This window comes from Microbacterium sp. ISL-59 (genome assembly GCF_018613945.1).
In the GTDB taxonomy this organism is placed as follows: Bacteria; Actinomycetota; Actinomycetes; order Actinomycetales; family Microbacteriaceae; genus Microbacterium; species Microbacterium oxydans_B.
Genome location: NZ_JAGGPG010000003.1, coordinates 62,248 through 87,852 on the forward strand (window position 1 = coordinate 62,248; position 25,605 = coordinate 87,852).

Here is a 25,605-nt window from a genome sequence, read left to right on the forward strand (position 1 = left end):
CCGGGCGCTCAGGCGCCCAGGTTCTCCAGCACGAAGTCGATCGAACGAGTGAGCTGACGCACGTCATCCGGGTCGATCGACACGAAGGTCGCGACACGCAGCTGGTTGCGCCCGAGCTTGCGATACGGCTCGGTGTCGACGATGCCGTTCGCCCGGAGGGTCTTCGCGATCGCCGCCGCGTCCATGGTGTCGTCGAAGTCGATCGTGGCGACCACCGGCGAGCGGTGTGCGGCGTCCGTCACGAAGGGCGTGGCGACCGTCGACGCCTCGGCCCAGTCGTACAGCACCGACGACGACTCGGATGTCCGGGCCGCCGCCCAGGCGAGCCCTCCGTTGTCGAGGATCCAGCGCAGCTGGCTGTCGAGCAGGTGCAGAGTGGTGAGAGCCGGAGTGTTGAGCGTCTGGTTGAGCCGGGAGTTGTCCACGGCGTTCTTCAGGCTCAGGAACTCGGGGATGTAGCGACCGGACGCGGCGATGCGCTCGATGCGCTCGATCGCGGCCGGTGAGACGGCCGCGAACGACAGGCCGCCGTCCGAGCCGAGGTTCTTCTGCGGCGCGAAGTAGTAGACGTCGGCCTGGGCAGCGTCGAAGTCGATGCCGCCGGCGGCGCTCGTCGCGTCGATGACGGTCAGCGCGCCGTCGGCGTCGATGCGCCGGACGGGAGCGGCGACGCCGGTCGAGGTCTCGTTGTGGGGCCAGGCGTAGACGTCGACACCCGGCACGGGCTCGGCGACGGTCAGGGACCCGGGCTCGGCCTTGCGCACGTCGGGCGCCTCGAGCCAGGGGGCACCGGCTGCGGCGGCGAACTTGCCGCCGAACTCGCCGAAGACGAGGTTCTGGCTACGGCGTTCGATGAGGCCGAAGGCCGCGGCGTCCCAGAACGCGGTCGAGCCGCCGTTGCCCACGAGGATCTCGTAGCCCTCGGGGATGCGGAACAGAGCGGCGAGCTGCTCGCGCACGCTGCCGACGAGGTTCTTCACGGGCGCCTGGCGGTGCGAGGTGCCGAGGATCGACGCCCCCGACGCGACCAGCGCCTCGAGCTGCGCGGGGCGCACCTTCGAGGGACCGCAGCCGAAGCGGCCGTCAGCGGGCAGGAGGTCACGGGGAATCTCGATCGCCATGGGTCGATTCTAGAGGGCGCCCAGCGGGTCGCCGGACCGGCTTCGGATCCGATGTCGGTCCGGGAATGTAGGCTTGCCTAAGAACCTCGGAGGGCCTGCACATGACCGATCTGATCGACACCACGGAGATGTATCTCCGCACCATCCTCGAACTCGAGGAGGAGAACATCGTGCCGCTGCGCGCGCGCATCTCCGAGCGCCTCGGTCACTCCGGCCCGACGGTCTCGCAGACCGTGGGCCGCATGGAGCGCGATGGCCTCGTCATCGTCTCGGAGGACCGCACGCTCGAGCTCACCGACGCCGGTCGTCGTAAAGCTGTCGACGTGATGCGCAAGCACCGTCTCGCCGAGCGTCTGCTGTCGGACGTCATCGGACTCGACTGGGCGTACGTGCACGAAGAGGCGTGCCGGTGGGAGCACGTGATGAGCGAGCAGGTCGAGCGTCGCCTGGTGGAGCTGCTCGGACACCCGACCGAATCGCCCTACGGCAACCCGATCCCCGGACTCGACCAGCTCGGCGACCTGCCGGCCCGCACCTTCGACGAGGGCGTCATCGGCCTCGTGCAACGACTCAACGCCGCGGGCGAGCCCGTCGAGGGGACCGTTCGTCGTCTCGCCGAGCCCGCGCAGGTCGATCCCGAGCTGCTGGAGCAGCTGCGCGACGCCGGTGTGGTTCCCGGCGCGCACGGCGACTTCCGCTTCAGCGAGGGTTACGTCCTCATCCAGATGGACGGCAAGGAAGATGGTCTCGAGCTCCCCGTGGAGCTTGCCTCGCACATCTTCCTCGTGGGCGAACCCGCCTGATCCGGCGCGAATTCGCCTCTCGCAGCGAGAGGCGGAGCGGTCCTGGCGCGGCCTCTGCGACGATTGTCAGGTTCCCGGGGTGACATGATCGTTATCTTCCGGTAACCTCGGTCGAGTCGCCAGCGAAGAAGCCCGCTGGAGATGGACCGCGAAGATACGCCTTTCAGGCTCGTCGTCTTCACGGCAGGAACGCACAAGTACCCGAGATACGTTCGTGCCACGAGAGCAGAGTGCCGACGAGCCAGCGCTACCCGAAAGCGCGAGGCCCCAGGAGGACCACGTTTTGGCCGCAGACATCGAACAGCCCGCGAAGAAGACATCTGAAGACCGAGTGATCGCCCGACGCGCAGGTGCGCGTGTGACCGCTCGCAAGGCCGTCAAGCCACTCCGATCCATCGCCATCTTCGGGGCCGTCGGCGCACTCGTCGCCGGAATCGCACTTCCTGCCTTCGCGCAGTCGAAGCCGAGCGAAGCCGCCCCGACGACCCTGCAGCAGCTCGCCGCGGTCGACGCACAGTCCCTGGTGGTGGCCTCGCAGGCCACCGCTGCCCCCTTGAGCCGAGGCTCCTTCAGCGCGACGACTCCGGAGGAGATCGCGAAGAAGAAGGCAGAAGAGGCCGCCGCTGCTCGGGCGGCCGCTGCCGCAAAGGCATCGACGGCGTCCTCGTCATCGTCGTACAACACGGCTGGCTACGCGTTGACCTCCCCAGGTTCGGGCGAAGTCCGCTACCCGCTCCCGATGGGCTCCTGGAACGTCAGCCGCACGATCGGCGGCGGCCACAACGGAGCCGACATGCTCGCTCCCGCGGGCACCCCGATCTATGCTGCCGCTGCCGGCGTCGTCCGCGCTTCCGCCGAGAGCATCGGCGGATACGGCGTCTGCGTCATGCTCGACAGCGTCATCGGCGGTCAGCGCGTGCAGACCACCTACGGTCACATGCTCTACAACTCCCGCCAGGTGCAGGTCGGCCAGACGGTCGCGGCAGGGCAGCTGATCGGTTACGTCGGCAGCACCGGACGCTCGACCGCGAACCACCTGCACTTCGAGACCTGGATCAACGGCGGACTCGTCGAGCCCATGTCGTGGCTCTCGGTCAACGCCGGCTGATTTCCGGACACGCCTCGCTCCATTCACCCGCCGTTTCGCCCCGCATGCAGCCGGATGGGTTAGCCTGATCCCGTTGTCGTACAGGTGGGAGAGGCTGATGGAGCGAATACCGACCATCCGAACCATGGATGCCCTCGGTCGTCACGTCCTTCTGCATAGCCCGCGGGGAAGCCACGGCGTTGCCGTGCGCGAAAGGCGCTGTCTTTAGACGGCGCCTTTTTTCGTCCCCACGATCGCTCTGCCATCTGCGCGACCTCGTGTGATTCGAGAGTGCCGGGAAGCCGTCCCGGCGGATCGAGAGGATGACGAATGCGCACACTGGTCCTGAATGCTGGATACGAGCCGCTTGCGATCGTGTCGTTCAAACGAGCCCTGGTGCTCGTAATGAACGACAAGGCGACCGTGATCGAACGCGTCGAAGATGACCCCGTCTGGGGCACCCACGGCGTCTATGAACGTCCGGCGGTCATCATCCTCGCCCGGTACGTCCGGGTGCCGACGAGCAGACGCGTGCCGGTCACTCGCCGCGGTGTGCTGCGTCGCGACAATCACCGCTGCGGCTACTGCGGGAAAGCGGCTTCGACCATCGACCACGTACTGCCGCGTTCGCGCGGGGGAGCGGACTCCTGGGAGAACCTGGTGGCCTGCTGTCTACGCTGCAACAACGTCAAGAGCGATCGCACACCGCAGGAGATGCGCTGGCAGCTGCGATTCACGCCTCGTCCTCCGCACGGCACCGCCTGGACGGTGCGCGGAACCGAGCGCAGTGACCCGCGGTGGGAACGGTACCTGGCACTGGCGGCGTGACGTCGCACGTCGTGCCCTCGAGTCCTCCACCGGCCCCTCCACGTGCCGCGAGACGCGTAGGTGCGGAACGGTGGGAGCAGGGGCGGCGCGTGGAGCCTCCTGGCCGGCGGGGCCCGCTGACGGGGGCCTGAGACGTCGAAGAGGGGCCACCCTCCGGGCGGCCCCTCTTCGACGTCGTGCCCTCGACAGGATTCGAACCTGCGACCTGCCCTTTAGGAGAGGGCTGCTCTATCCCCTGAGCTACGAGGGCGTGCGTCCAGTCTAGGCGACCGTCCGCACGCCCCCACGCGCATCAGTCCTCGCCGCGACGCCACAGCTTGGAGGGCCACCAGATCGCCTTGCCGATGTCGTACGTCAGCGCGGGGACGAGCAGCGAACGGACGACGAAGGTGTCCAGCAGCACCCCGAACGCGACGATGAACGCCAATTGCACCAGGAACAGGATGGGGATCACCGACAGCGCGGCGAAGGTCGCTGCGAGCACGAGGCCCGCCGACGTGATCACGCCGCCCGTGATCGACAGGCCCCGCAGAATCCCCTCTCGGGTTCCGTGCTGCTTCGACTCCTCGCGGACCCGCGTCATCAGGAAGATGTTGTAGTCGATGCCGAGCGCAACCAGGAACACGAACCCGAAGAGCGGAACGGCGGGGTCCGCACCGGGGAAGTCGAAGATCCCGTTGAACACGAGCGCGGAAACACCCATCGCGGTTCCGAACGACAGGACCGTCGTCAGGATCAGCAGCACCGGCGCAAGGACCGACCGCAGCAGCAGCATCAGGATCAACATGATCACGAGGAGGATCACGGGGATGATCAGGTTGCGGTCATGGATGGACGCATCGTTCGTGTCGATCGAGGTCGCGGTGACGCCGCCCACGAGTGCCTTCGTATCTCCCAGGTCGGAGCGCAGCTCTCGCACGGTGGCGGCAGCGGCTTCCGAGTCGGCCGCGTCGGTCAGCGTGCCCTGCAGCAGCACCTGCCCGTCGACCGTCGTGGGGTCGGGTGCAGGGGTGCCTGGAGGGCCGACAGCGGTGAGGCCGTCTTCGGTCACGGAGGCGGTGCCGCTGGGGGAGTCCGCGGCGGTGACGGAGACGGCGTCGATCCCGTCGTTCGCGAGGAGGACATCCGCGGCATCCTGCAGCCGGTCCTCGTCGACGACCACGTAGACCGGGCTGCCGGACCCGCCGGGGAAGTGTTCGCCCAGTGCCACCTGACCGTCGCGGGCCTCCGATGCGCCGAGAACCAGGTCGGACTGCGGTACGCCGTTCGCATCGAGTTGCGTGACACCCGCCGCTCCGGCGACGAGGACGAGGGTCGTCACGATCCAGATGACCCGCGGTCGCCGCTTGATGAGCCCTGCCAGTCGCGCCCACAGTCCCGTCGTGCGCATGCCGTGCTCTGCGGCGACGACATCCGGTTCGAACCGCGGGCGTCGTGGCCAGAATACGGCGCGACCGAAGAGCAGTAGCAGCGAGGGGAGCAGGGTGAGGGCAGAGAGCATGGCGAACACGATGCCGATCGCCGCCACGGGGCCCAGCGTGCTGTTCGACTTCAGGTCACTGAGCAGCAGGCAGAGAAGGCCGGCTATCACGGTACCGCCCGACGCCGCGATCGGTTCGACGGAGCCCTTCCACGCTGCCAGGAGCGCGACGCCCTTGTCCTGCGCGACCCGCAACTCCTCGCGGAAGCGTGCGACGAGGAGCAGTGCGTAGTCGGTTGCGGCGCCGATCACGAGGATGAAGAGGATCCCCTGCGTCTGGCCGCTGAGTAGCAGCACCTCGAACTTGGCCAGCCACCACACCACGAGGAGTGCCACGCAGAGCGCGAACAGGCTCGTCGAGAGCACGACCAGCGGCAGGAGGAACGAGCGGTAGACGAGGACCAGGATGACCAGCACGGCCAGGAGCGCGACCCCGAGGAGCAGCCCGTCGATCCCGGCGAAGCCCGCGACCAGATCAGCGCTGAACCCGGCGGGACCCGTGATGTATACGGTGATGCCATCGGGGACGGCGTTGCGCAGCTCGTCGCCCAGCGCCGCCGTCGTATCGGCCAGCTCGGCGTCACTGTCGATCGGGATGAACGCCTGTACGGCCTGCCCGTCATCGGAGGGAAGAGCCGGAGACACGTCCTCGCCGACGCCCTCCACGGTCGATGCGCCGGCCACCGCGTCCGAGATCGCGTCGAGTTCGGTCTGCGTGAGCTCATCCTCGGACGTGAACACGGCGATCGCGGGGATCGAGTCGCTGTCGTTGAACTCGCCGAGCAGCTGCTGCACCTCGGTGGCCTGCGCGGACTCGGGGAGGTATGTCGTCTGCTCGTTGGAGGAGACCTCGTCGACCTTGCCGAACAGGGGACCGCCCAGCGAGGCGCCCACCAGCCACACGAGGATCAGAGCCACGGGGATGAACACGCGCGCCCAGGAGTGCTGTCGCGAGCGCTCCCTGAGGGGCGGAGTCGGTGAGGAGTCGGGGCGGGACATCAGATGCCTTTCGGGGAGACGGTCGTTCAGGAGCAGGAGTCAGGAGATCCAGGCGAGGATGAGGATCATCGTCGCGAGGAAGCCGGCGAAGTAGTTGAGGGCGATGAACCGGCGCCAGGCGCGATTCGTCGACGCGGAGGTGCTGTCGTCGACGTTCCACCACGGGGCCGCGTTGACCACGTACGGCAGGGCGAGGACGGCGGCGAGCGGGCCGGGCCAGGGGGTGAACAGCATCGCCACTCCGGCCACCACCCAAAGACCGAGGGCGAGCCGTACCGTAGCCCGCGCCCCGATGACCGTGGCGGTCGAGGAGATCCCGCCCTCGCGATCAGGGCCGATGTCCTGTACGGCACCGAAGGCGTGGGCTGCCATGCCCCACAGGAAGAAGGCGGCGAGCGTGATGATCGTGCCGGCCGTGACCGGTGCGCCGACCAGAGCGAGAGCGACGATCGCCGGACTGACGAAGTGCGTGCTCGAGGTGATCGAGTCGAGGAACGGTCGCTCCTTGAACCGCAGCACGGGTGCCGAGTAGGCGATCACGGCGAAAACGCTGACGGCGAGCCAGAACCAGGACGCCGGGTTCCCGACGACCACGAGGTAGATGAGGAACGGGATGTTCGTGGCGGCCGCCGCCCAGAGCGTCGCGCGATGGATGCGAGGCGCCAGAAGTGCGCCCTCGATGCCGCCCTTGCGGGGGTTCGCCAGATCGGAGGCGTAGTCGAAGACGTCGTTGATCCCGTACATCGCGAGGTTGTACGGGACGAGGAAGTAAAGGGTGCCGATCACGAAGGTCGCATCGAGCTCTCGCGTGGCGAGGAGATAGGCCGCCGCGAAGGGGAACGCGGTGTTGATCCAGCTGATCGGCCGTGAGGAGAGCACGATCTGCGCGAGATCCCGTCCGAAGGTGCGCTCGGGTGCGGTTCCGGCGTTCATCCGCGGGCCTCGTCATCCTCGGCGGACGCTGCGCGCGCTCGCCGCCGTGCGCGCAGTGCCGTCCACACGGCGGGAAGGAGCAGCGCGCCCGCGAGCGGATACGCGAAGTCCTCGACGGGGGCGAGTCCGATGTGCAGACCGAGCAGCGGATCCTGTGCGTAGTGGAACAGCCCGCTCGCGATCATCACGGTGTCGAACACGGCCGTGAGGACGAACAGCACGAGCACCGTCAGCAGGACGGCCGCGGGCACGGGGCCGCGTCGCCGCGAGGCCAGGGCCAGGAGGACGCCACCGCCGGCAGCGAAGAGGAGGAAGCAGGCGGCGACGTGGACGTAACTCATGCCCCGTCGCCCTTCGTGCGGAGCCGGTCGCGCCTGCGGGCGAGCAGGCGGGCTGAGCCGGTGTAGATGACCATCGTGCACACGACGAGGAAGAGCAGGAATACCGGTTCCTCCACGGGCAGTTCCGGTGCGAGCACCAGTCCCGTCGCGATCACCGCGTCGCCGCGGAGGAAGATTCCGTTCACGATGCCTGCCGCATCCCACAGGAGGAAGAAGACGAGGCCGACCAGCGTGACGACGGCGGCCGAGAGCGCATCCCGCCAGAAGAACAGCCGGAACCGCCAGTCCAAGAGCAGCATGCAGCCCAGCGAGACCAACAGCGCGGTCAGGTACAGCGCGCCCATCAGGAGCCCGCCGTCCCGATCGCGGCGGGATCCGGTTCCGGGAGCGGCCCGGGGGAGTGATCGCCGCGGAGACGCTTCAGGACGATCTCGGCGCTGATCAGGCACATCGGCACCCCGACGCCGGGCGCGGTCGTGGCCCCGGCGTAGAAGAGGCCCTGCACGCGCCGCGACGCATTCTGTGCGCGGAACATCGCACTCTGCGAAAGGATGTGCGCGGGCCCGAGCATCCCGCCCCGCCACGAACGGTAGTCGTCGCGGAAGTCCGCCGGCCCTGTGGTCTCGCGAACGACGATCCGTTCGCGGAGGTCGGGGATGCCTGCCCAAGTCGCGACCTGATCGATGGCCGCATCGGCTGCGCGCTCGATCTCCGCGGACCCCGATCCGTCGGATCCGCCATGACCGAGCTCGACGTCCGCCGGTACGGGAACCAGGATGAACAGGTTCTCGTGGCCGGGCGGCGCGACATCGGGGTCGGACGCGCTCGGTCGGCAGACGTAGGTCGAGGCCGGAGAAGGGACGGACGGGGTGGAACCGAAGATCGCGTCGAAGTTCGCATCCCAGTCATCGGTGAAGAACAGGGAATGGTGAGGGAGCTCGGGCAGGGTGCCCTCGACTCCGAGCATCACGAGCACCCCACCGGGGCCGCTGGTGCGGCGAGTCCACCAGGACTCCGGATAGCTCTGCAGCGATCGTGGCAGCAGCGTGGTCTCGGTGTGGTGCAGGTCTGCGGCGGAGACGACGATATCGGCCCGCTCGACATGCGAGGCACCCGATTCGTCGACCCAGTCGACGCCGGTCACGCGTGTTCCGCCGTCCCCGTCCTCGGTGCGGATGCCCGTGACGTCGGCACCCGTCACGATCCGGGCACCCGCATCGACGGCCAGGGCTTCGATCCGTTCGATCACCCGCCAGAAACCACCCTGCGGATAGCTGACGCCCTGGTCCAGGTCGAGTGCGCTCATCAGGTGGTACATCGCGGGAGCGCTGCGTGGGTCCGTGCCGAGGAACACAGCCGGATAGCCGAGGATCTGGCGCACGACGGGATGCCGGAAACGTCTCGCCGCGAAGGATTGCAGCCGGGTACCGAGCAACGTGAACAAGCGGGGTAGCGCTCGCAGGACTTCCGGCGCCATGAGCGACCGCGTCCGGGTGAACGGGTTGTAGAGGAAATACTTCTGCGCCATCTCGCCGGCGTGACGTGCCGACTGCAGGTAGGAGTCCAGGGCAGGTGCAGAACCCGGCTCCAGGGCCTCGAAGAGGCGGGTGACGGCTTGCCGACCGGCGGGCACCGTCACCGCGCCATCCGTCGCATCCTCCGCCGTCGGGTCGCGGAACACCCGGTAGCCGGGGTCCAGTCGGGTGAGGTCGAGCTGTTCCTCGGTCGTGGTGCCCATCATCGCGAAGAAGTGGTCGAAGACCTCCGGCATGAGATACCACGACGGTCCGGAGTCGAAACGGAAGCCGTCACGCGCGATCGTTCCGGCACGTCCGCCGACGCGGTCGTTCTTCTCGAGGACGACCACCTCGTGCCCGTCGCGTGCGAGCAGTCCCGCGGTCGCGAGGCCCGCGACGCCCGCGCCGATCACCACCACACGGCTCATCGGTCGCGTTCCATCGCGGTCACGGCCACCGCGCGAGCGGCGAGCACGGCCTTGATCGGGTCGGGCACCCGCACCCGTCGTCGGTACAGGACCTCGGCCGGCGTCTTCGCGACGCGGCGGGTGAGCGCGGCGAACAGTGCCAGCGCGCTGCGCACGGCCGCGCGAGCATCCTTCGGGAGCAGGGGGATCGCGGCGCGGGCGTCGGCGAGCTGTCGAAGGATCGTGTCGACCCAGGCGTCCCGGTCGGCGTCGGTCAGACGCGCGGTTCCGCCCAGGTAGCCGCGGTGCAGACGATCCGTATCGTCGGCGAGGTCGCGCAGGAAGTTGACGTTCTGGAAAGCTGCGCCGAGCTGTCGTGCCCCGCGTCGGAGGATCTCGAGCTCCTTGGGCGTGCGGCGCGAGTCCCGCAGGAAGACCTGAAGGCACATCAGCCCCACGACCTCGGCGGACCCGTAGACGTATACCGCGTGGGCGTCGGCGTCATAGGTGGCGAATCCCGCCGCACCGCCGATGTCGGCGCTCATCGACTCGAAGAACGGCGTGGTCAGGTCTTCGCCGATGCCGCATTCCCGCGCTGTCCGCGCGAACGCGTGCAGGATCAGATCGCTGCTGTACCCGCTGCGCATCGAGCGGTGCGTCGCCTCCACGTAGGAGGCGAGAGCCGCAGATTGTGCCGCGCTGTCGAGTCCGGCCTCGGCGGCGACACCGTCGACGATCTCGTCGGCGATGCGCACCATCGCGTAGATGTTGCGCACATGCTGACGGTGCCGACGTCCGAGAAGACGCGTCGCGAGTCCGAAAGACGTCGAATAGGTGCGGATGACGTCGCTCGTCGCGATCTCCGCCGTGCGGCTGAATCGGCGGAGAGCGGCGTCATCGGAGTGATGGTGCGGAGTCGCGGTCATCGCTCGCGACCATCGACGCGGGCGGCCAGTGCACGGATCGTCCGACCGGCAGCCGCCGGCAGCGTGCCCTCGGACTCTGCCTCACTGAGGACGGTCGATGCGGCCTCGAGGTGCTCGCGGACGAGCCCGCGCACGAATGCTTCGGCACCGCATTCGCGCAGGCGATCGCGAGCGCGTGAGCCGTCCGCACCACTGAGATCGGGGCTGCCGAAGTGCTGTTCGATCCACTCCCAGTGGCTCGTCATGCGGGCATAGGAGATGATCGCGGTCTCCTTTCCTTCCCGCAGATCGGAGAAGGCGTCCTTGCCGTGTTCATCGGGGTCGCCGAACACGGAGAGCAGATCATCCTGCAGCTGATACGCGAGGCCGAGGTGTCGGCCGATCGCGATGAGGTGCTGTTCGGTCGCGGTCGACGACCCGGCCAGCACGGCCGCGGCGCGCAGCGGAAGCACGAACGAGTACGTCGCCGTCTTGTAGGCGCTGGTCGAGAGGATCGTCCGCAGATCCGGGGTGATGATCCCGTCGCTGAGAGCGACGTCGGCGTGCTCGCCGGCGACCGTCTCGAGGATGGTCTGTTCCAGCAGCGAGAGCAGGCGGTCACGGGCCTGCGCGGAGACGTCCACTCTGGCGAATCCCAGCACTGCCGACGACAGCAGCAGATCTCCGAGGAGGATCGCGCTCGAGCGCGCCCAGTGCAGTGCTGACGCGGCGGTGGCTTCGGGCCGACCGGCGACGAGAGTGCCGATCAGGTTCGGTCCGCGCCGGCGGATGAGGTCTCCGTCGATGACATCGTCATGAAGGAGGAACGCGAAGTGCAGCAGCTCGACCTCGGCCGCGACATCGATCGCGGACGCACTCGCGTCTGCGGAGAGCGGGTGCGGTGAGAGAGCCTGTGCCAGGTCGACGAGCAGTCGCGGTCGGATGAGTTTGCCGCCGAGTGCGTGCGCGGCGGCCACGGTCCAGAGCTCCGTGAACTCGGGACCGTACTTCTCTGCCGCTGCCGTGTTCGCGGAGAAGCGCCGCCGCAGAGCTGCTTCGATCTGTGTACCGAGTGCTTCCTCGGTCGCCGTCGCGCTCATGATTCAGACCTCGCCGAGCCGTCGCAACAGCGGAAGCTGCTCGACGAGCCACGGGCTGAACGCGAACGGTGCATGGGTGACGGCTTCGATCAGGGCGGGAACCTCGACCCACGTCCACTCGGACACCTCGTCCGGATCGGCCTCGGGTTCTCCGTCGATGACGGCCACGTGCACCGGGCAGATCTCGTTCTCGACGATCCCGCTCGCGTCGACGGCGCGGTAGCGGTAGTCGGGCAGCGCGAGGCGAATACCCGTGAGCTGGATGCCGAGCTCGTCGATGCCGCGGCGCCGAACGGCGTCCGCCATCTCCTCGTCGGGTCGTGGATGACCGCAGAAGCTGTTCGTCCAGACTCCTGGCCAGGTCCGCTTCGCGAGGGACCGGCGTGTCAGGAGCAGATGCCCTCGTGCGTCGAAGACGTAGCAGGAGAAGGCGAGATGCAGCGGGGTATCGCTCGTGTGGACGTCGCTCTTCGGCAACGTGCCGACGGCGGTTCCGTCATCGGCCAGGAGGGTCACGTAATCCATGGCATCTCCCTTGTCCGAGCCTCTCAAGATTGCTAACTTGGTGAGTAGTCAACTTAGCATGAAACTGTGGGTGTGTAACATGATCGCATGGACACGGAGCCCGGCACCACCCCGCACGCGGGGTCGCCGGCGATGAATCCGCCCGTAGACGGCGATACGAGCTCTGCTGACCGCACGCCGGATGGGTTGAGCCACGCGGCGATCTACGACGTCGATGCCAGTGATCCGCGGAGCACACTGGTCGACCGAACCGGCGTGCCGCCAGAGGAACTGCGGCAGATAGCCCGCCTCATGGAGTCGCTCGCGGGGCTTCGAGAAGCCGAACAGACCCTCTCTCAGGCTTCACGCCGGTACATGCGGCTGAATGAGACAGATATGCGTGCGCTGCACTATCTCATCGTGTGCGCGAACCGGAGCCTGGTGGCGACACCAGGAGGGATAGCTCACCACCTGGATGTCTCGACGGCCGCGACGACCAAGCTCCTCGACCGGCTGGAAAAGGGCGGGCACATCACCCGCGCACCTCACCCGACGGACCGGAGGGCGCTTCGCATCAGCATCACGCCGGAGACACGGCTCGCGGCGATGGAGACGGTCGGTCGACAGCAGGCGAAGCGTTTCTATGCTGCTGCCAGGCTTTCGCCCGCCGAACGGGACGTCGTGATCCGATTCCTCCAGGACATGACGGAAGAGATCACGCTGCGAGACGAAGCCTGGTTACAGCAGCCGTCCGATTGAGAGTTCGGCCCACGGGGGCCGAACTCAGTGGGCTGCTTTGTACGCATCCAGGATCGGGGCGGGGATGCGTCCTCGCTCGGAGAGCGTGTAGCCGTTCTCGTTGGCCCACGCCCGGATGGCGGCGACCTCGGGATTGCGTGCCGGTCGCTTGCGAGAAGACGAAGAGGAACGTGCGGTGCTGGAGGAGCCGGCGCGTCGGCCCGCAGCGATATACGGCTCGAGAGCCTTTCGCAATTCCTCCGCATGCGCAGCATTCAAGTCGATCTCGTAGGAGGCGCCGTTGACCGAGAAATGCACGGTCTCGCCTTCTCCGACTTCCAGGACGCTGCCGTCGATATCGTCGACCAACTGGTGCACAATTCGTCTAGCCATGCGTGCGACTTTACCTGCAGAAGCGAAATGCGACAACAATTGAATATTGCACAGTCATAATCCGCTTCGGCGCAGGTCTCAGGGAAGAAGCCCCGCACGGCGCGCTCGGGTGACGGCCGCATGACGCGTGGAAGCGTCGAGTTTCGACATCGCGGTGCCGAGGTAGGCCTTGACCGTGCCTTCGCGCAACCCGAGTTGTGCGGCGATCTCCGCGTTGGTCGATCCCAGCGCGGCGCAGGCGAGCACGTCGGTTTCCCGGCGCGAGAGATGGATGGTCGGCACAGGCCCGGTCGTGGCAGGAGCTGCATCCCCGGCGAGCGCCACGAGGCGCCGCTCGACCTCGGCGATCCGTGCGCGTATCGCCGCGTCGTCGACCGAGGCCGCGATGCTGCGCAGCTCGGCGAAGCTCTCCCGGAGCGCCTCACGCTGCGGGGGAGCCACGGTCTCGCTTCCGAGCTGGCTCGTGTCCAGCCGTCGCTGCACCTCGTCGCGGATCCGCAGTTCATCGGCGACGGACTGGGCCACCTGCATGGCCGGAGCCGTGGTGACACCCCCGACCTGTTCCTCGTCCCATGCGCCGGCGTAGAGCACCCCCCGAGACCGGCCGTGGACGACGATCGGGAGGGCAAGGAGCGTACGCAGCCCCTCGCCGAGGACGAAGACGTCGTAGTCGTGGGTGATCTGCTGCGACGATCCGTAGTCGCTCGTCATCCGTGGGCGCAGTTCCATCATCGCCCGCCCGCCGAGTCCGCGCTCCGGACGCACTCGCAAGCCGTCCAAAGATCGGGTGCGCGCGCCGACGATGCTGGTCACGCTCACGACGCCCTCTTCGATGAGGCCGCCGAATGCCACAGGGAAGCGTGTTCGCCGGGCGAGCTCGCGCACCGCATGGGCGACGAGCTCCGACTCGGATCCGAGAGGGACTGGGGCGCTCACAATTACCTACTTCCGGGGGTGACGACTGTGTTCCCCGTTTCGTAGCGTCGACTTTATCATCCGCGCAGTTCCGCTGCGCGGGGACCGGACATGTGGCAAGGAGGCCCCATGAGTGATCAGACGCACGTCGATTCGAACGGTGAGATCGACTACATCGCCATCGAGCAGTCTCCACGATTCCAGCGTTTGAAACGGACGCAGAGATCGTTCATCTTTCCGCTCGCCGTGTTCTTCCTGCTGTGGTATTTCGCATATGTGCTTCTTGCAGCATTCGCGCCCGAGTTCATGGGACAGCGCGTCTGGGGCGATATCACCATCGGGCTCCTGCTCGGTCTCGGACAGTTCGTCACGACGTTCGGCATAACGATGGCGTACGTCTCGTTCGCGAATCGGAAGCTCGACCCGTTGGCGACGGAGATCCGTGAAGAACTCGAGAAGGTGCAGGGACACGCATGAGCGCGATCCGCGCGGCGGTCGATCCGGTCGCTCTCGATATCAACCCCGTCTTCAACATCTCGATCTTCCTGGCTTTCGTCGCGGTGACGCTTTTCATCGTGATCCGCGCGAGCCGCAACAACAAGACAGCTGCCGACTACTACGCCGCCGGCCGTTCTTTCACGGGACCGCAGAACGGATTCGCCATCGCGGGTGACTATCTGTCCGCGGCGTCCTTCCTCGGCATCTGCGGCGCCATCGCGATCAACGGCTACGACGGATTCCTCTATTCGATCGGATTCCTGGTGGCCTGGCTCGTCGCGCTGCTGCTGGTGGCGGAGCTGATGCGGAACACCGGGAAGTTCACGATGGCGGATGTGCTCTCGTTCCGCCTGAAGCAGCGACCGGTGCGGATGGCGGCCGCGATCACGACGCTCGCCGTGTGCTTCTTCTATCTGCTGGCGCAGATGGCCGGCGCCGGTGGACTGGTGTCGCTGCTGCTCGGCATCGACGGACGCCTCGGGCAGTCGATCGTGATCGCCGTGGTCGGCCTGCTGATGATCGTCTACGTCCTGATCGGCGGCATGAAGGGCACCACCTGGGTGCAGATCGTCAAGGCCATCCTCCTGATCGGCGGCGCCGTCGGCATGACTATCTGGGTGCTCGCGATCAACGGCTTCAGTCTGAACACCCTTCTCGAAGCCGCGGTGGTGAACTCCGACAAGGGGGATGCGATCCTGGCTCCGGGACTGCAGTACGGCGCGAACCCGTGGGACTTCCTCTCCCTGGGCATGGCGCTCGTGCTCGGGACCGCCGGCCTACCGCACGTGCTCATGCGGTTCTACACCGTGCCGACGGCGAAGGAAGCCCGCCGCTCGGTCGTCTGGGCGATCTGGCTCATCGGCGGCTTCTACCTGCTGACCCTCGTGCTCGGTTACGGCGCCGGCGCACTGGTCGGCGCGGATGTGATCGCGGCCGCTCCCGGCGGCGTGAACTCCGCAGCACCGTTGCTCGCGCTCCGGCTCGGCGGTCCGGTGCTGCTGGGCTTCATCTCCGCCGTGGCCTTCGCGACGATCCTCGCGGTGGTCGCGGGTCTGACGATCACCGCCGCGGCATCGTTCGCGCATGACATCTACGCCAACGTCATCCAGAAGGGGCGCAAGGATGCTGCCGGCGAGCCGGTCGCCGCCGACCCGAACGGCGAGGTGCGCGTCGCTCGTCGCACGGTGGTCGTGATCGGCATCCTGGCGATCCTCGGCGGCATCGGAGCGCAGGGGCAGAACATCGCCTTCCTCGTCGCTCTCGCTTTCGCCGTCGCCGCGTCCGCGAATCTGCCGACCATCCTGTATTCGCTCTTCTGGCGGCGGTTCACGACCAGGGGCGCGGTGTGGAGCATGTACGGCGGGCTCGGGTCGGCGATCCTGCTCATCGTGCTGTCGCCGGTGTTCTCCGGAACCCCGACATCGATGATCCCCGGGATCGATATCGCCGTGTGGCCGCTGAACAATCCGGGGATCGTCTCGATCCCCCTGGGATTCCTCCTCGGCTGGCTCGGAACAGTGACGAGCTCTCGTAAGGAGTCCCCGCAGCTCGCTGCGGAGATGGAGGTGCGTTCCCTCACGGGGTTCGGCGCGGAGAAGGCGGTCGAGCACTGACCGAGGGCTCGTGAGGATCGAACCCAGGCAAGACGCGGACCCGGCGGCCTACTCGCCGGGTCCACGTCTGCGTCCGCTCCGCTCAACCCGCCTCGAGGTCGAGCAGGTATCTCTTGCGCTCGGGGTGCGCGCCGTACTGGCCCACACTTCCGTCCGACCGGACGACGCGATGCACCGGCACGATGATCGAGAACGGCGTGAGCCGACACGCGGTGCCGACCGCGCGGGCCGCGCCGGGGTGCCCGGCGCGGACGGCCACCTCTCCGTAGCTCATCGTCTCGCCCCATTCGATCGTGCAGATCGTCTGTAAGGCGCTCAGGTGGAATCCATCCACCAGCCGCCAGTCGAGCCGGACGTGCTGGTCGAAGCGGACCGGATCACCGTCGAAGTAGTCGGCCAGAAGATGTGCGAGCTCGTCGGCGGCCCCGGGGTCGGGCTCCGGAACAGCGCCCAGCTGCCGCGTGACGCCCTCGAGGAGCCAGGGCACGAGCGGGTCTTCGGATTCGGAGAGGTCGAATCGCACGATGCCCTCGTCCGAGAACACCGCGAGGGCGTCGCCGAACGGAGTCGGAGCGAAGTCATAGCGGAAGGTCATGCGACCATCCTGACCGGCATCGCCGTCCGGGGAGCACCAGCCTCCCGGGCGGGGTGGAGAACGTGACGGTCATCGCCACCGGGCAGGAGGAGTGCGGATCGGCTCTCGGAGGCGGATATTCGGCGGAAACCCGCCTGGGATACCCCAGCTCGCCCGGTCTCGCGCCTAGGGTGTCATTGTGTGGCGACGTGAAGACAAGACTGCGGAGAACACAGCGGCAGACGCTGCTGTGGCCATCGGCGATCTGCACGAGCCCACGACCGGCGTCGACATCGCCCATGCCGCTGAGGCTGAGCGCACCCGGCTGAGGGCGGAAGCGGCCGACCTCGGCGGCCCCTCTCCGCTGGTGAGCTTCCGCGACAGCCCGGAATCGGGCATCGACATCTCCAAGGCCCATCCCGGCAGCCTGCCGCAGTTCATCACCGGAAAATCGACCCTTCTGTCGAACCTCTTCCGCGACGAGGTGGGTCTGCGCACCGCACGGCTGGCCGCCGAACGGATCACCGCGAAGAACACCGAACTGCGCACCGTCCGTGGCATCGAGGCCGTGCACCTGGCCGTCGGAGTCGCCCGGTGGCGCATCGGCGGAGCGGGCTTCGCCGCGCCGGTGCTGCTGCGGCCGCTGGCGATCCGGCGGCATCACTCCGACTTCGAACTCAAGCTCCAGGGCGCGTTCGAGGTCAACCCCGAACTCGTCCGCATCGCCCGTGATCACTTCGGCCTGTCCATCGATGCCGCGTCCCTCGCAGCGCTCGCCTACGACGGCGGGATCTTCAAGCCGCAGCCGGTCATCGACAACCTGCGCGTGATGACCCGCTCGATCGACACCTTCTCTGTCGAACCGCGGCTGGTGGTGTCGACCTTCGCCGACGTCTCCGGAGCGATGTCGCGCGACGCCGGCAGCCTCGATCACGCGCTCCTCAACGCGCTGGGCGGCCATGTGGGTGACCGCGAGCGTGTGACAGCACCTCGGGCCACGCCACACCACACCGGACCCGACGATCGGGCTCCCGCCTCGGACAATCTCCTGCTCGACGCGGACGCCGAGCAGGAGGCCGTTCTCGCGCGCATCGCCGCCGGACACTCGCTCACCGTGGCGACGCTCCCCGGCACGGGCGGGACGCAGACGGTGATCAACGCGCTCGGCGAACTGGTCCGCGGCGGCAAGCGCGTGCTCGTGGTCTCAGCGCGTCGTTCGACGCTCGACGGCGTTCGTCACCGGCTCGCGGGTATCGGGCTCGACAGCCTGGCGATCTCGCCGGCCAGCGTGCGTCGCGACCTGGTCAGGGCGATCGGGCGCAACGAGAAGGCGTCGGCACCCAAGGTCGGCGAGGTCGACGACGCGCTGGTCCGCCTCCGGACCGTCCTGCGCGACTACCGCCAGGCGCTCACGGCTCCCATCGCCGGGGTGGACGCCTCGGTGCTCGACGCGACCCGCCAGCTCACCAGACTTGCGTCGCTGCCGGTGCCGCCGTCCACCACCGCCCGGCTCGGCACCGACGCGCTTCGCCGGCTCGCGGCGGATCGCAGCGAGGCGGCAGAAGCTCTCGCTCAGGCCGCGCGTCTCGGCGAGTTCCGCTTCGGTCCGAACGATTCGCCGTGGTACGGCGTGACCTTCGCGAGCACCGAAGCGGCCAGAGCTGCGCACGAGCTGGCCGGTCGACTGCACTCGGACAGCATCCCCACTCTTCTCGAGCGCGGGTACGAACTGATCGCCCAGACGCACATGCGCCCCTTCGCGACGATCGACGAGCTCGGCGAGTACCTGCGTCTGCTGCAGGGCATCCGCGATTCGCTCGACCGCTTCAGCCCCACGGTCTTCGAGCGGCCGTTGGGCGAGCTCATCCAGGCGCACGGCTCCCGTCGCGACGCCCCCGGCCTCTCCGGAGCGAACCGGCGGCGGCTGCGGCGTCTGGCGAAGGAATACGTGCGTCCGGGCGTCCACGTCACCGAGATGCATGAGGCGCTGCTGCGGATCCAGACTCAGCGCACCCAGTGGCAGCGGTACGTCGAGGCGGGGGCCGCGCCGGAGATCCCGCTCGGTCTCGCCGACGTGTACGTGGCCTGGCAGCGGGCCGAGGCGGAGCTCACCGAACTGGATGCCGCGCTGGGCCGCCGCGAGCCGCTGGCGTCGCTCCCTGTCGCACGACTCGTCCGCACTCTTGCCGGGCTCGCCGCCAAGTCCGACGTGTTCGAGAACCTCGTGGAGCGCGCCCAGCTGCGCGATCGACTCGCACTCCTCGGACTCGAGCCGCTGCTCGCAGAACTTTCCGTGCGGCACGTGGCCGAGTCGCAGGTGGGGGAGGAGCTCGAGTTCGCCTGGTGGCAGTCGCTCCTCGAGCGCGCACTGCAAGACAATCGCGCACTCCTCGGTGCGAACACCGCCGTCGTCGACCGTCTCGAACGTGACTTCCGGCTGGTGGACGAGGCGCACGCCGCGATGGCGGGCCCGCTCCTCGCCTGGCAGCTCGCCAATCAGTGGCGGATCGCGATCGTCGACGAACCCCAGCAGTCGCAGCACCTCCGCCGTGCGCTGACCCAACCCGCCGCGACCACGGCGCAGGTCGTCAGCGCCGCGCCGACGCTCGTCGACGTGCTCGCGCCCGTCTGGATCTCTTCCCCCTACCTCGTGCCCGAGATCCCGGAGTCGGTCGAGTTCGACACCATCCTCCTCGTCGATGCCGCAGCGATCAACCTGGCCGAGGCCGCACCGGCGATCTGTCGCGCGCGCCAGGTCGTCGCGTTCGGCGATCCGGTCACGCAGCGTCCCACTCCGTTCCATATCGCCGTCGATCCGGAGGATGCCTGGGAGGCGGAGGTGCCGTTCGACGACGTCTCGGTGTTCGAGCGTCTGTCCGAGCTCCTGCCCGTCATGACTCTGACGCGCAGCTATCGCGCCGGTGGCGAGGATCTCGCCGAGCTCATCAACGATGCGTTCTACGGCGGCGAGATCGTCTCCCTGCCGTGGGCGGGCTCCTATCTCGGTCGCGGCAGCCTCACGGTCGACTACGTCGAGGGCGGGACGGGGACCCCTGATCCGGTGTCCGGTGCGGTCGAGAGCCCCGATGCCGAAGTCGCGCGCGTGGTGACCCTGGTGGTCGAGCACGCCGTGCACCGGCCATCCGAATCCCTCATGGTGGTCACCGCCAGCGCACGTCATGCCGAGCGGGTACGCGCCGCGGTCACCTCGGCTTTCGCCGGGCGTTCCGACGTGGCGGACTTCGTCGGCCGCGACACGGCAGAACCGTTCGCCGTCCTGACCCTCGAGGAGTCCGTGGCGGAGAGTCGCGATCGGGTGATCTTCTCGCTCGGCTTCGGGCTCACCAAGCACGGCCGCGTCCTGAGCGACTTCGGCGACCTCTCCACGCCCGACGGCGAGCGTCTGCTCACGGTCGGCATGACCCGAGCCCGCCGTTCGATGGTGCTCGTCTCGTCGATCCGCCCGTCTTCCTTCGACGACGGGCGCCTCGAGCACGGAGCAGCCACGCTCATGTCGATCCTCGGCGGCCTCGCCGCCCGTGGCAGGGATGCGCGGCTCGAGGATCTGGCCGACCCGCTCACTCTCGCACTGGCCAGAGAACTGCGGCGGCTCGGCGCCTCCGTCGATGTCGACTACCGCGGACTGCTTCCGCTGGTCGCGCAGCACAGCGGCAAGGCGGTCGTGATCGAACCCGACCCGGAGTCGCGCGGCGAGTCCCTGCGCGAAACGCTGCGACTGCGGCCGCACGTGCTCCGTCGCCTCGGCTGGCACTACGTGCGCGTGCACGCGTTCGATCTCTACAGCGATCCGGCGACCGTCGCGACGCGCATCGCCGCTGTGCTGGGCATCTCCGACACCGTGCCGCGCGCCGAGAACGACACGCAGCCGCTCGATATCGCCGACACCCCGAATGACTGACCAGGTCGACCCCGATGCTCCGCGTCAACGTGTGGTTCGGGTCGCTGGATCGCGTCGTGCCCGACTGACTCCGGTGCCCGGAAGCGACCCGGCCCCGGAGACCGGGACCGACCAGCCGTCGCCTCCGCGTGCCCGGGCACAGGGTGCGAAGGGCCCGAACGACGATCAGCTCATCCAGGACGTGCCGCCGCACTACTGATCGTTCGTCACGAACCGCGGCGAAAGGAAAGACGCACGATCCCTCCGAAGAGGAATCGTGCGTCTCGTGTCTGAGCGGCGGGCGTCAGGCGCCGCGCTGAGCCTTGAGCAGGTCGCGGATCTCCACCAGGAGTTCGGCCTCGCTCGCTGCGGCCGGCTCCTCCTCGGGCTCTTCGGCCGGCGTGCCCTTGCGGGCCTCGACGTGCGCCTTGAAGGTGTTCATCGGCAGCACGAAGACGAAGTAGACGACGGCGGCGACGGCGAGGAAGCTGATGATCGCCGAGATGAGGTCACCGATCGGGAACGTCACCGTCTCGCCGTAGATGTTCAGAACGGGGATGCCGAACTCCCCTGCGGCGTCCGCCTTGAGGAAGAGCGAGATGAAGGGGTTGATGATGCTGTTGACCACGGCGGTCACGATCGCGGTGAACGCCGTGCCGATCACAACGGCCACGGCCAGATCGATCACGTTCCCGCGGAGCAGGAAGTCCTTGAAACCTTTGAGCATGGGAACCCCCAGTAGATCAGGGCCTCACGAAGAGGCCGGAGTCGACGCAGCCGCCGGTTTGGCGCTCGTCGTCGATTCCGTCTTCGATGATGCCGAAGCATCCGAGGATCCCCCGGATTTGGCGCGCGAGTCCGTGCGATAGAAGCCGGAGCCGTTGAAGGTGACGCCGATCGAGCCGTACTGCTTCCGCAGCTGGCCGCCGCACTCGGGGCACACCGTCAGGGCGTCATCCGCGAAGCTCTGCACGGCGTCGAACTTGTGTCCGCACGATGTGCAGGCATAGGCGTAGGTGGGCATGGGGGTCCTTGCAGGTCAGCGTCGCCGAGACGACAGGGTGAGAGTCTGCGACGGCGTCACGATCCCGTTCACGGGCTGGTCGTGCACCTCTCGCGGGAGTTCGTCGAGTACCTCGGAATCATAGATGACCGCGTAGACGGGCGGGCACTGCTCCATGGAGCCGATCGTCTTGTCGAAGTAGCCGCGTCCCCAGCCCATCCGCATCCCGGTGCGGTCGACGGCGGCGGCCGGGACGATCATCAAGTCCACGTCGTTGACGGCGATCGGACCGAGGACCTCACCCGTGGGCTCCGGCAGGCCGTAGAGCCCCTCGGACACCTCGTCGTCGTCGGTGGCCACGGCCCAGTCCAGCAGGCCATCGGCGCGGGTGACCGGCAGCAGGACGCGGATGCCGCGGCGCACCGCCCTCGTCACGAAGTCGCGGGTGCCTGGCTCAGTGGTGGTCGACAGGAAGCACGAGATCGACTGCGCGCCGAGCTCGTCGACCAGGGCGTCGAGGCGCTCGCCGATCGCCGTGGCCGCGGCCTCGCGCTGCGGATCGGAGAGGAGCTGACGTCTTTCGCGCAGTTCGGCGCGAAGAGCGCGCTTGGCGTGTTCGACGTCATTCGACATGGCTCCGAGTCTACGGCGACGCTCACCGCTAGGCTGGGAGGATGGCTGACCACAAGATCAAAGCCGTCATTCCCGCAGCAGGACTGGGGACACGGTTCCTGCCCGCGACGAAGGCGATGCCGAAAGAGATGCTTCCCGTCGTCGACAAGCCGGCGATCCAGTACGTCGTCGAAGAGGCGGCGGATGCCGGGATCGACGACATCCTCGTCATCATCGGGCGCAACAAGAACGCGATCTCCAACCACTTCGACTCGGTGCCCGAGCTCGAGGTGAGGCTCATGGAGAAGGGCGACACGGGGCGGCTCGAGCGCGTGATGAAGTCCAGCGACCTCGCCGACATCCACTTCGTCCGCCAGGGCGAGCCGAAGGGTCTCGGTCACGCGGTGCTGCGTGCACGCACCCACGTCGGCGACAGCTCGTTCGCGGTGCTGCTCGGCGACGACCTCATCGATGAGCGCGATCCGCTCCTCACCGACATGATCGCCGAACACGAGCGCACCGGCGCCGCGGTGATCGCACTGATGGAGGTCGACCCGGCGAACATCCACATGTACGGTGCGGCCGCGGTCGAGCCGATCGAGGGCCAGGCCGCCGTCCGGGTCACCGGTCTCGTCGAGAAGCCTGCGCAGGAAGATGCTCCGTCCAACCTCGCCATCATCGGCCGCTACGTACTTCCTGCGTCGGTGTTCGAGATCCTCGAACGCACCGAGCCGGGCAAGGGCGGCGAGATCCAGCTCACGGATGCGCTTCAGGAGCTTGCGACCGATCCCGACGGCCCCGGCGTCGTCGGTGTCGTCTTCGGTGGACGCCGCTACGACACGGGCGACCGCGTCGACTACATCAAGGCCATCGTCCAGCTCGCCTCGGACCGCGATGACCTCGGTCCCGAGCTGCGTCCCTGGCTCAAGGATTTCGCGGAACGCCTCTAGGCGATTCTGCGAGCGTCGGTGCGGCATGGATCTGGCGACGGGAATGCGACACGGACCGATCGAGTTGCGGCTCGTGCGTGCGAAGGACGCCCGTCCGCTGCAGCATGAGCTGCTCGCGAACAGATCGTGGCTCCAGCCGTGGGAGGCGACCGTCCCGTACGGTTCCGTCTCGTTCGACATGCGGCTCAGCATCCGTCGGTTGCTTCAGCAGTACCGTGACGGCTCGGGCTATCCGTTCGTCATGGAGTACGACGGCGAGGTCGCCGGGCAGCTCAACGTGTGGGGAGTCTCGCGCGGTTCCCTCTGCTCGGCGACCATCGGGTACTGGGTGAGCGAGCGTTTCGCGGGCCGGGGCATCACGCCCACCGCCGTGGCGTTGGCCACCGATGCCTGTTTCACGGAGTACGGGCTGCATCGGATGGAGATCTGCATCCGACCGGAGAACGCGGCGAGCCTGCGGATCGTTCAGAAGCTCGGATTCCGCTACGAAGGTCTGCGCCGGCGCTACATCCATATCGACGGCGACTGGCGTGACCACTACGCGTTCGCGCTCACTCGCGAAGACGTCCCTCAGGGTGTGCTCGCACGCTGGCTCAGCGGCCAGGTGCCGCCCGACGCTGCGACAGTGCCGCCGTCCGACCGAATCGCTCTCTGAGCCGGTGCTCACCTGGCGATCCTCACGGACTCGCCGCGACACGCGCCCTTCTGTACGGCTGTGTCACCTCCGAACCCGTACCGTTGTCGATATGGACGGGCCGGTGCTGAGCGGGGGAGTGATCGTGCTCGTCGCCGTGCTCCTCTGGATGCTCTATCTGCTCCCTTCGTGGAGAGGTCGCTTCCAGTACAACGCCGCGGAACGCAACGCCGTTCGTCTGAACCAGGCGCTCCGCATCCTCGCCGAGACGAGTGAGACTCCGGGCGAGGTGCACGTCGAACTGAACGCTCGCACGGCGCTCGCGCAGCAGAAGCTCGCCAAGCGGGTGCAGTCGGAACGCGAGGCCGCCGAGCTCGAGTCGCTTCGCCAGGAGCTCGCCGCGACCAGGGCCGACCCGGTGATCCGTCGTGCTCGTGCCCGTCGCAGGGTGCGTATGGTCGCGACGATCTCGCTCCTGCTCGGTCTTGCGGTGGTCGGATTCGGCATCTGGCAGCTCGTTGCCGTCGGATCCTCCTTGCTGCTGTGGTTCGGCGGAGCCTTGATCCTGCCCGCCGGCATCGCGCTGCAGCGGATGGCGTCGGTCGCCAACCGCGCCGCACGCGCCACGCATGAGGTGGCCGCACCCGTCAGGGAGCGCGTCGCACCTGTGCTGCACGATCAGGGGCCGGCCACATGGACACCGCGTCCGCTGCCGGAGCCGCTGGTGTCCGTGTCGGGATCGCGTGCACAGGCTGCGCAGGCCCAGATCGAGGCGCAGGAGCAACGACGCAAGGCGGCTCGAGTCGCCGCGCTGCGTGAGCGCGCAGAGCAGATGGCGCCGGCAGCACCGGTGCCGCTTCCTGCCGCGTCGTCTCCCTACGCGAAGATGGGATTCGTCGACGATGCGGAGATCGAGGCGCACGTGCGGGAGCTGCTCTCGCGTCGCGCCGCGGGTTGATCATCGCCGACGCGAGCAGCGCTTTCGTCGTGATAGCGTAGATCTCGTTCACGGGCCTATGGCGCAGTTGGTAGCGCGCCTCGTTCGCATCGAGGAGGTCAGGGGTTCGAATCCCCTTAGGTCCACAGAACATGAAAGCCCCCGGTGAGAACCGGGGGCTTTCTTCGTTCCTCGGATCGATCTCGTGTCGGCCATGCTCTCCCAGACACACATCTGACGTGGGGGAGAGAGCGCAGCCCCCGTAGACGCCGCTGCCGAACTCATCTTGCGTGGAGACACGGGGTCGGACCGCACGTCTGCCCGAGTGGTGGAGCCCTCCCTCCGTTGGACGAGACGGCACCAGGAACCGGATTCACGGGCGACACGCCCGGCGGTTAGCCCTGATTTGCCCGATCCCCGGGATCCGCGTAACTTATTACTTGTTCGCCCCAAACGGTTGAGCGGAGGTCCTCGGACCGGCTCCCGTCAAGCATCGAACACCTCCCGAATCCCAGACACTCACTGAGTGAAAAGGATGAAGGTGCTGATCCGTTCCCACGGTCAGGCCGAAGAAACTCGGACTTGACAACGGAAACGAGATCGGTAAGATAGAGAAGTTGCCCTGCGGGCCTGGCTGTGATGGCTGGGTCGTGGGAGCATCCGATCCTTGAGAACTCAACAGCGTGCACTTGTCAAATGCCAAATTATCCTCGTCTCCACTTCGGTGGGGGTGAGAATTCCTTTGGATCAAAGACCAACCTCCTTGTGGGGTTGGCAACGGATAAAGTCAGCAGTGAATTTGTCTCTTTGGTCAG

At 67.6% G+C, this 25,605-nt stretch carries 25 protein-coding genes and 2 tRNA genes; 11 read left to right on the forward strand and 16 right to left on the reverse strand.

Annotated elements, in window-relative coordinates; translation table 11 throughout:
* Positions 1-8 precede the first annotated feature (8 nt).
* Positions 9-1,121, reverse strand: coding sequence for a phosphoserine transaminase (gene serC / locus J7E45_RS13335; RefSeq protein ID WP_215069895.1), 1,113 nt, complete (start codon positions 1,119-1,121; stop codon positions 9-11).
* 101 nt (positions 1,122-1,222) lie between these two features.
* Here serC and J7E45_RS13340 point away from each other — a divergent pair, with 101 nt between their 5' ends.
* The 3 genes from J7E45_RS13340 to J7E45_RS13350 all read left to right on the forward strand — a co-directional run bounded on the left by J7E45_RS13340 (position 1,223) and on the right by J7E45_RS13350 (position 3,839).
* A complete protein-coding gene (locus tag J7E45_RS13340) occupies positions 1,223-1,924 on the forward strand; it encodes a metal-dependent transcriptional regulator (protein WP_029262734.1) in 702 nt (233 codons plus the stop codon).
* 358 nt (positions 1,925-2,282) lie between these two features.
* Positions 2,283-3,032, forward strand: coding sequence for a M23 family metallopeptidase (locus J7E45_RS13345; RefSeq protein WP_215069897.1), 750 nt, complete (start codon positions 2,283-2,285; stop codon positions 3,030-3,032).
* A gap of 309 nt (positions 3,033-3,341) precedes the next feature.
* The gene (locus J7E45_RS13350; protein WP_105711321.1) at positions 3,342-3,839 is read left to right on the forward strand and encodes an HNH endonuclease; all 498 of its coding nucleotides are present in this window, start codon (positions 3,342-3,344) and stop codon (positions 3,837-3,839) included.
* A 177-nt stretch (positions 3,840-4,016) separates the two neighbouring features.
* Here the strand turns inward: J7E45_RS13350 and J7E45_RS13355 are convergent.
* The 9 genes from J7E45_RS13355 to idi all read right to left on the reverse strand — a co-directional run bounded on the left by J7E45_RS13355 (position 4,017) and on the right by idi (position 12,046).
* A tRNA-Arg gene (locus J7E45_RS13355) sits at positions 4,017-4,089 on the reverse strand.
* Between the two features lie 42 nt (positions 4,090-4,131).
* The gene (locus tag J7E45_RS13360) at positions 4,132-6,318 is read right to left on the reverse strand and encodes an MMPL family transporter (protein ID WP_215069900.1); all 2,187 of its coding nucleotides are present in this window, start codon (positions 6,316-6,318) and stop codon (positions 4,132-4,134) included.
* 39 nt (positions 6,319-6,357) lie between these two features.
* Complete coding sequence (locus tag J7E45_RS13365; protein WP_091029132.1) at positions 6,358-7,251, reverse strand: prenyltransferase; 894 nt, start codon at positions 7,249-7,251, stop codon at positions 6,358-6,360.
* A complete protein-coding gene (locus J7E45_RS13370; RefSeq protein ID WP_215069902.1) occupies positions 7,248-7,592 on the reverse strand; it encodes a lycopene cyclase domain-containing protein in 345 nt (114 codons plus the stop codon). The genes J7E45_RS13365 and J7E45_RS13370 overlap by 4 nt, the downstream gene beginning before the upstream one ends.
* Positions 7,589-7,936, reverse strand: coding sequence for a lycopene cyclase domain-containing protein (locus J7E45_RS13375; protein ID WP_215069904.1), 348 nt, complete (start codon positions 7,934-7,936; stop codon positions 7,589-7,591). The genes J7E45_RS13370 and J7E45_RS13375 overlap by 4 nt, the downstream gene beginning before the upstream one ends.
* The gene (gene crtI / locus J7E45_RS13380; protein WP_215069906.1) at positions 7,936-9,537 is read right to left on the reverse strand and encodes a phytoene desaturase family protein; all 1,602 of its coding nucleotides are present in this window, start codon (positions 9,535-9,537) and stop codon (positions 7,936-7,938) included. Before crtI ends, J7E45_RS13375 begins: the two co-directional genes overlap by 1 nt.
* A complete protein-coding gene (locus tag J7E45_RS13385; RefSeq protein WP_215069908.1) occupies positions 9,534-10,442 on the reverse strand; it encodes a squalene/phytoene synthase family protein in 909 nt (302 codons plus the stop codon). The genes crtI and J7E45_RS13385 overlap by 4 nt, the downstream gene beginning before the upstream one ends.
* Positions 10,439-11,521, reverse strand: coding sequence for a polyprenyl synthetase family protein (locus tag J7E45_RS13390; RefSeq protein WP_215069910.1), 1,083 nt, complete (start codon positions 11,519-11,521; stop codon positions 10,439-10,441). The genes J7E45_RS13385 and J7E45_RS13390 overlap by 4 nt, the downstream gene beginning before the upstream one ends.
* Positions 11,522-11,524: 3 nt before the next feature.
* Complete coding sequence (gene idi, locus J7E45_RS13395) at positions 11,525-12,046, reverse strand: isopentenyl-diphosphate Delta-isomerase (RefSeq protein WP_215069912.1); 522 nt, start codon at positions 12,044-12,046, stop codon at positions 11,525-11,527.
* Positions 12,047-12,133: 87 nt separating this feature from the next.
* Here idi and J7E45_RS13400 point away from each other — a divergent pair, with 87 nt between their 5' ends.
* On the forward strand, positions 12,134-12,784 hold the full coding sequence (locus J7E45_RS13400; protein WP_215069913.1) for a MarR family winged helix-turn-helix transcriptional regulator: 651 nt from the start codon (positions 12,134-12,136) through the stop codon (positions 12,782-12,784).
* A gap of 24 nt (positions 12,785-12,808) precedes the next feature.
* Here J7E45_RS13400 and J7E45_RS13405 read toward each other — a convergent pair whose 3' ends face one another.
* Together J7E45_RS13405 and J7E45_RS13410 are read right to left on the reverse strand one after the other, a co-directional pair.
* Positions 12,809-13,156 (reverse strand): Lsr2 family protein, encoded by a 348-nt coding sequence (locus tag J7E45_RS13405; protein ID WP_029262722.1) that lies wholly within the window; start codon positions 13,154-13,156, stop codon positions 12,809-12,811.
* 78 nt (positions 13,157-13,234) lie between these two features.
* Positions 13,235-14,092, reverse strand: coding sequence for a LuxR C-terminal-related transcriptional regulator (locus J7E45_RS13410; protein WP_091029158.1), 858 nt, complete (start codon positions 14,090-14,092; stop codon positions 13,235-13,237).
* Positions 14,093-14,200: 108 nt separating this feature from the next.
* Between J7E45_RS13410 and J7E45_RS13415 the strand changes: the two genes are divergently transcribed.
* Together J7E45_RS13415 and J7E45_RS13420 are read left to right on the forward strand one after the other, a co-directional pair.
* A complete protein-coding gene (locus tag J7E45_RS13415) occupies positions 14,201-14,548 on the forward strand; it encodes a DUF485 domain-containing protein (protein ID WP_215069914.1) in 348 nt (115 codons plus the stop codon).
* Entirely contained in the window at positions 14,545-16,182 is a 1,638-nt protein-coding gene (locus tag J7E45_RS13420) for a cation acetate symporter (RefSeq protein WP_215069915.1), read from the forward strand. Before J7E45_RS13415 ends, J7E45_RS13420 begins: the two co-directional genes overlap by 4 nt.
* Before the next feature lie 82 nt (positions 16,183-16,264).
* On the opposite strand, the gene J7E45_RS13425 is transcribed toward J7E45_RS13420, so the two are convergent.
* Entirely contained in the window at positions 16,265-16,777 is a 513-nt protein-coding gene (locus J7E45_RS13425) for a methylated-DNA--[protein]-cysteine S-methyltransferase (RefSeq protein ID WP_091029167.1), read from the reverse strand.
* Positions 16,778-17,006: 229 nt separating this feature from the next.
* Between J7E45_RS13425 and J7E45_RS13430 the strand changes: the two genes are divergently transcribed.
* Complete coding sequence (locus J7E45_RS13430) at positions 17,007-20,675, forward strand: AAA family ATPase (protein WP_215069923.1); 3,669 nt, start codon at positions 17,007-17,009, stop codon at positions 20,673-20,675.
* A gap of 283 nt (positions 20,676-20,958) precedes the next feature.
* Here the strand turns inward: J7E45_RS13430 and mscL are convergent, their stop codons facing one another.
* Genes mscL through J7E45_RS13445 form a run of 3 tightly spaced genes read right to left on the reverse strand, consistent with a single transcriptional unit; the run spans position 20,959 to position 22,290 of the window.
* Positions 20,959-21,381: a large conductance mechanosensitive channel protein MscL gene (gene mscL, locus J7E45_RS13435; protein ID WP_215069916.1), complete on the reverse strand. Its 423-nt coding sequence runs from the start codon at positions 21,379-21,381 to the stop codon at positions 20,959-20,961.
* A gap of 24 nt (positions 21,382-21,405) precedes the next feature.
* On the reverse strand, positions 21,406-21,678 hold the full coding sequence (locus J7E45_RS13440; protein WP_091029182.1) for an FmdB family zinc ribbon protein: 273 nt from the start codon (positions 21,676-21,678) through the stop codon (positions 21,406-21,408).
* Between the two features lie 15 nt (positions 21,679-21,693).
* Positions 21,694-22,290, reverse strand: coding sequence for a 5-formyltetrahydrofolate cyclo-ligase (locus tag J7E45_RS13445; protein WP_167635076.1), 597 nt, complete (start codon positions 22,288-22,290; stop codon positions 21,694-21,696).
* A 41-nt stretch (positions 22,291-22,331) separates the two neighbouring features.
* Between J7E45_RS13445 and galU the strand changes: the two genes are divergently transcribed.
* From galU to J7E45_RS13465, 4 genes are all read left to right on the forward strand, one after another.
* Positions 22,332-23,219, forward strand: a complete 888-nt coding sequence (gene galU / locus J7E45_RS13450; protein WP_215069917.1) for a UTP--glucose-1-phosphate uridylyltransferase GalU — start codon at positions 22,332-22,334, stop codon at positions 23,217-23,219.
* 25 nt (positions 23,220-23,244) lie between these two features.
* A complete protein-coding gene (locus tag J7E45_RS13455; protein WP_240745008.1) occupies positions 23,245-23,874 on the forward strand; it encodes a GNAT family N-acetyltransferase in 630 nt (209 codons plus the stop codon).
* Positions 23,875-23,965: 91 nt separating this feature from the next.
* Complete coding sequence (locus J7E45_RS13460; RefSeq protein WP_091029195.1) at positions 23,966-24,811, forward strand: hypothetical protein; 846 nt, start codon at positions 23,966-23,968, stop codon at positions 24,809-24,811.
* Positions 24,812-24,863: 52 nt separating this feature from the next.
* Positions 24,864-24,936 (forward strand) — tRNA-Ala (locus tag J7E45_RS13465).
* The last annotated feature ends 669 nt before the right edge of the window (positions 24,937-25,605 follow it).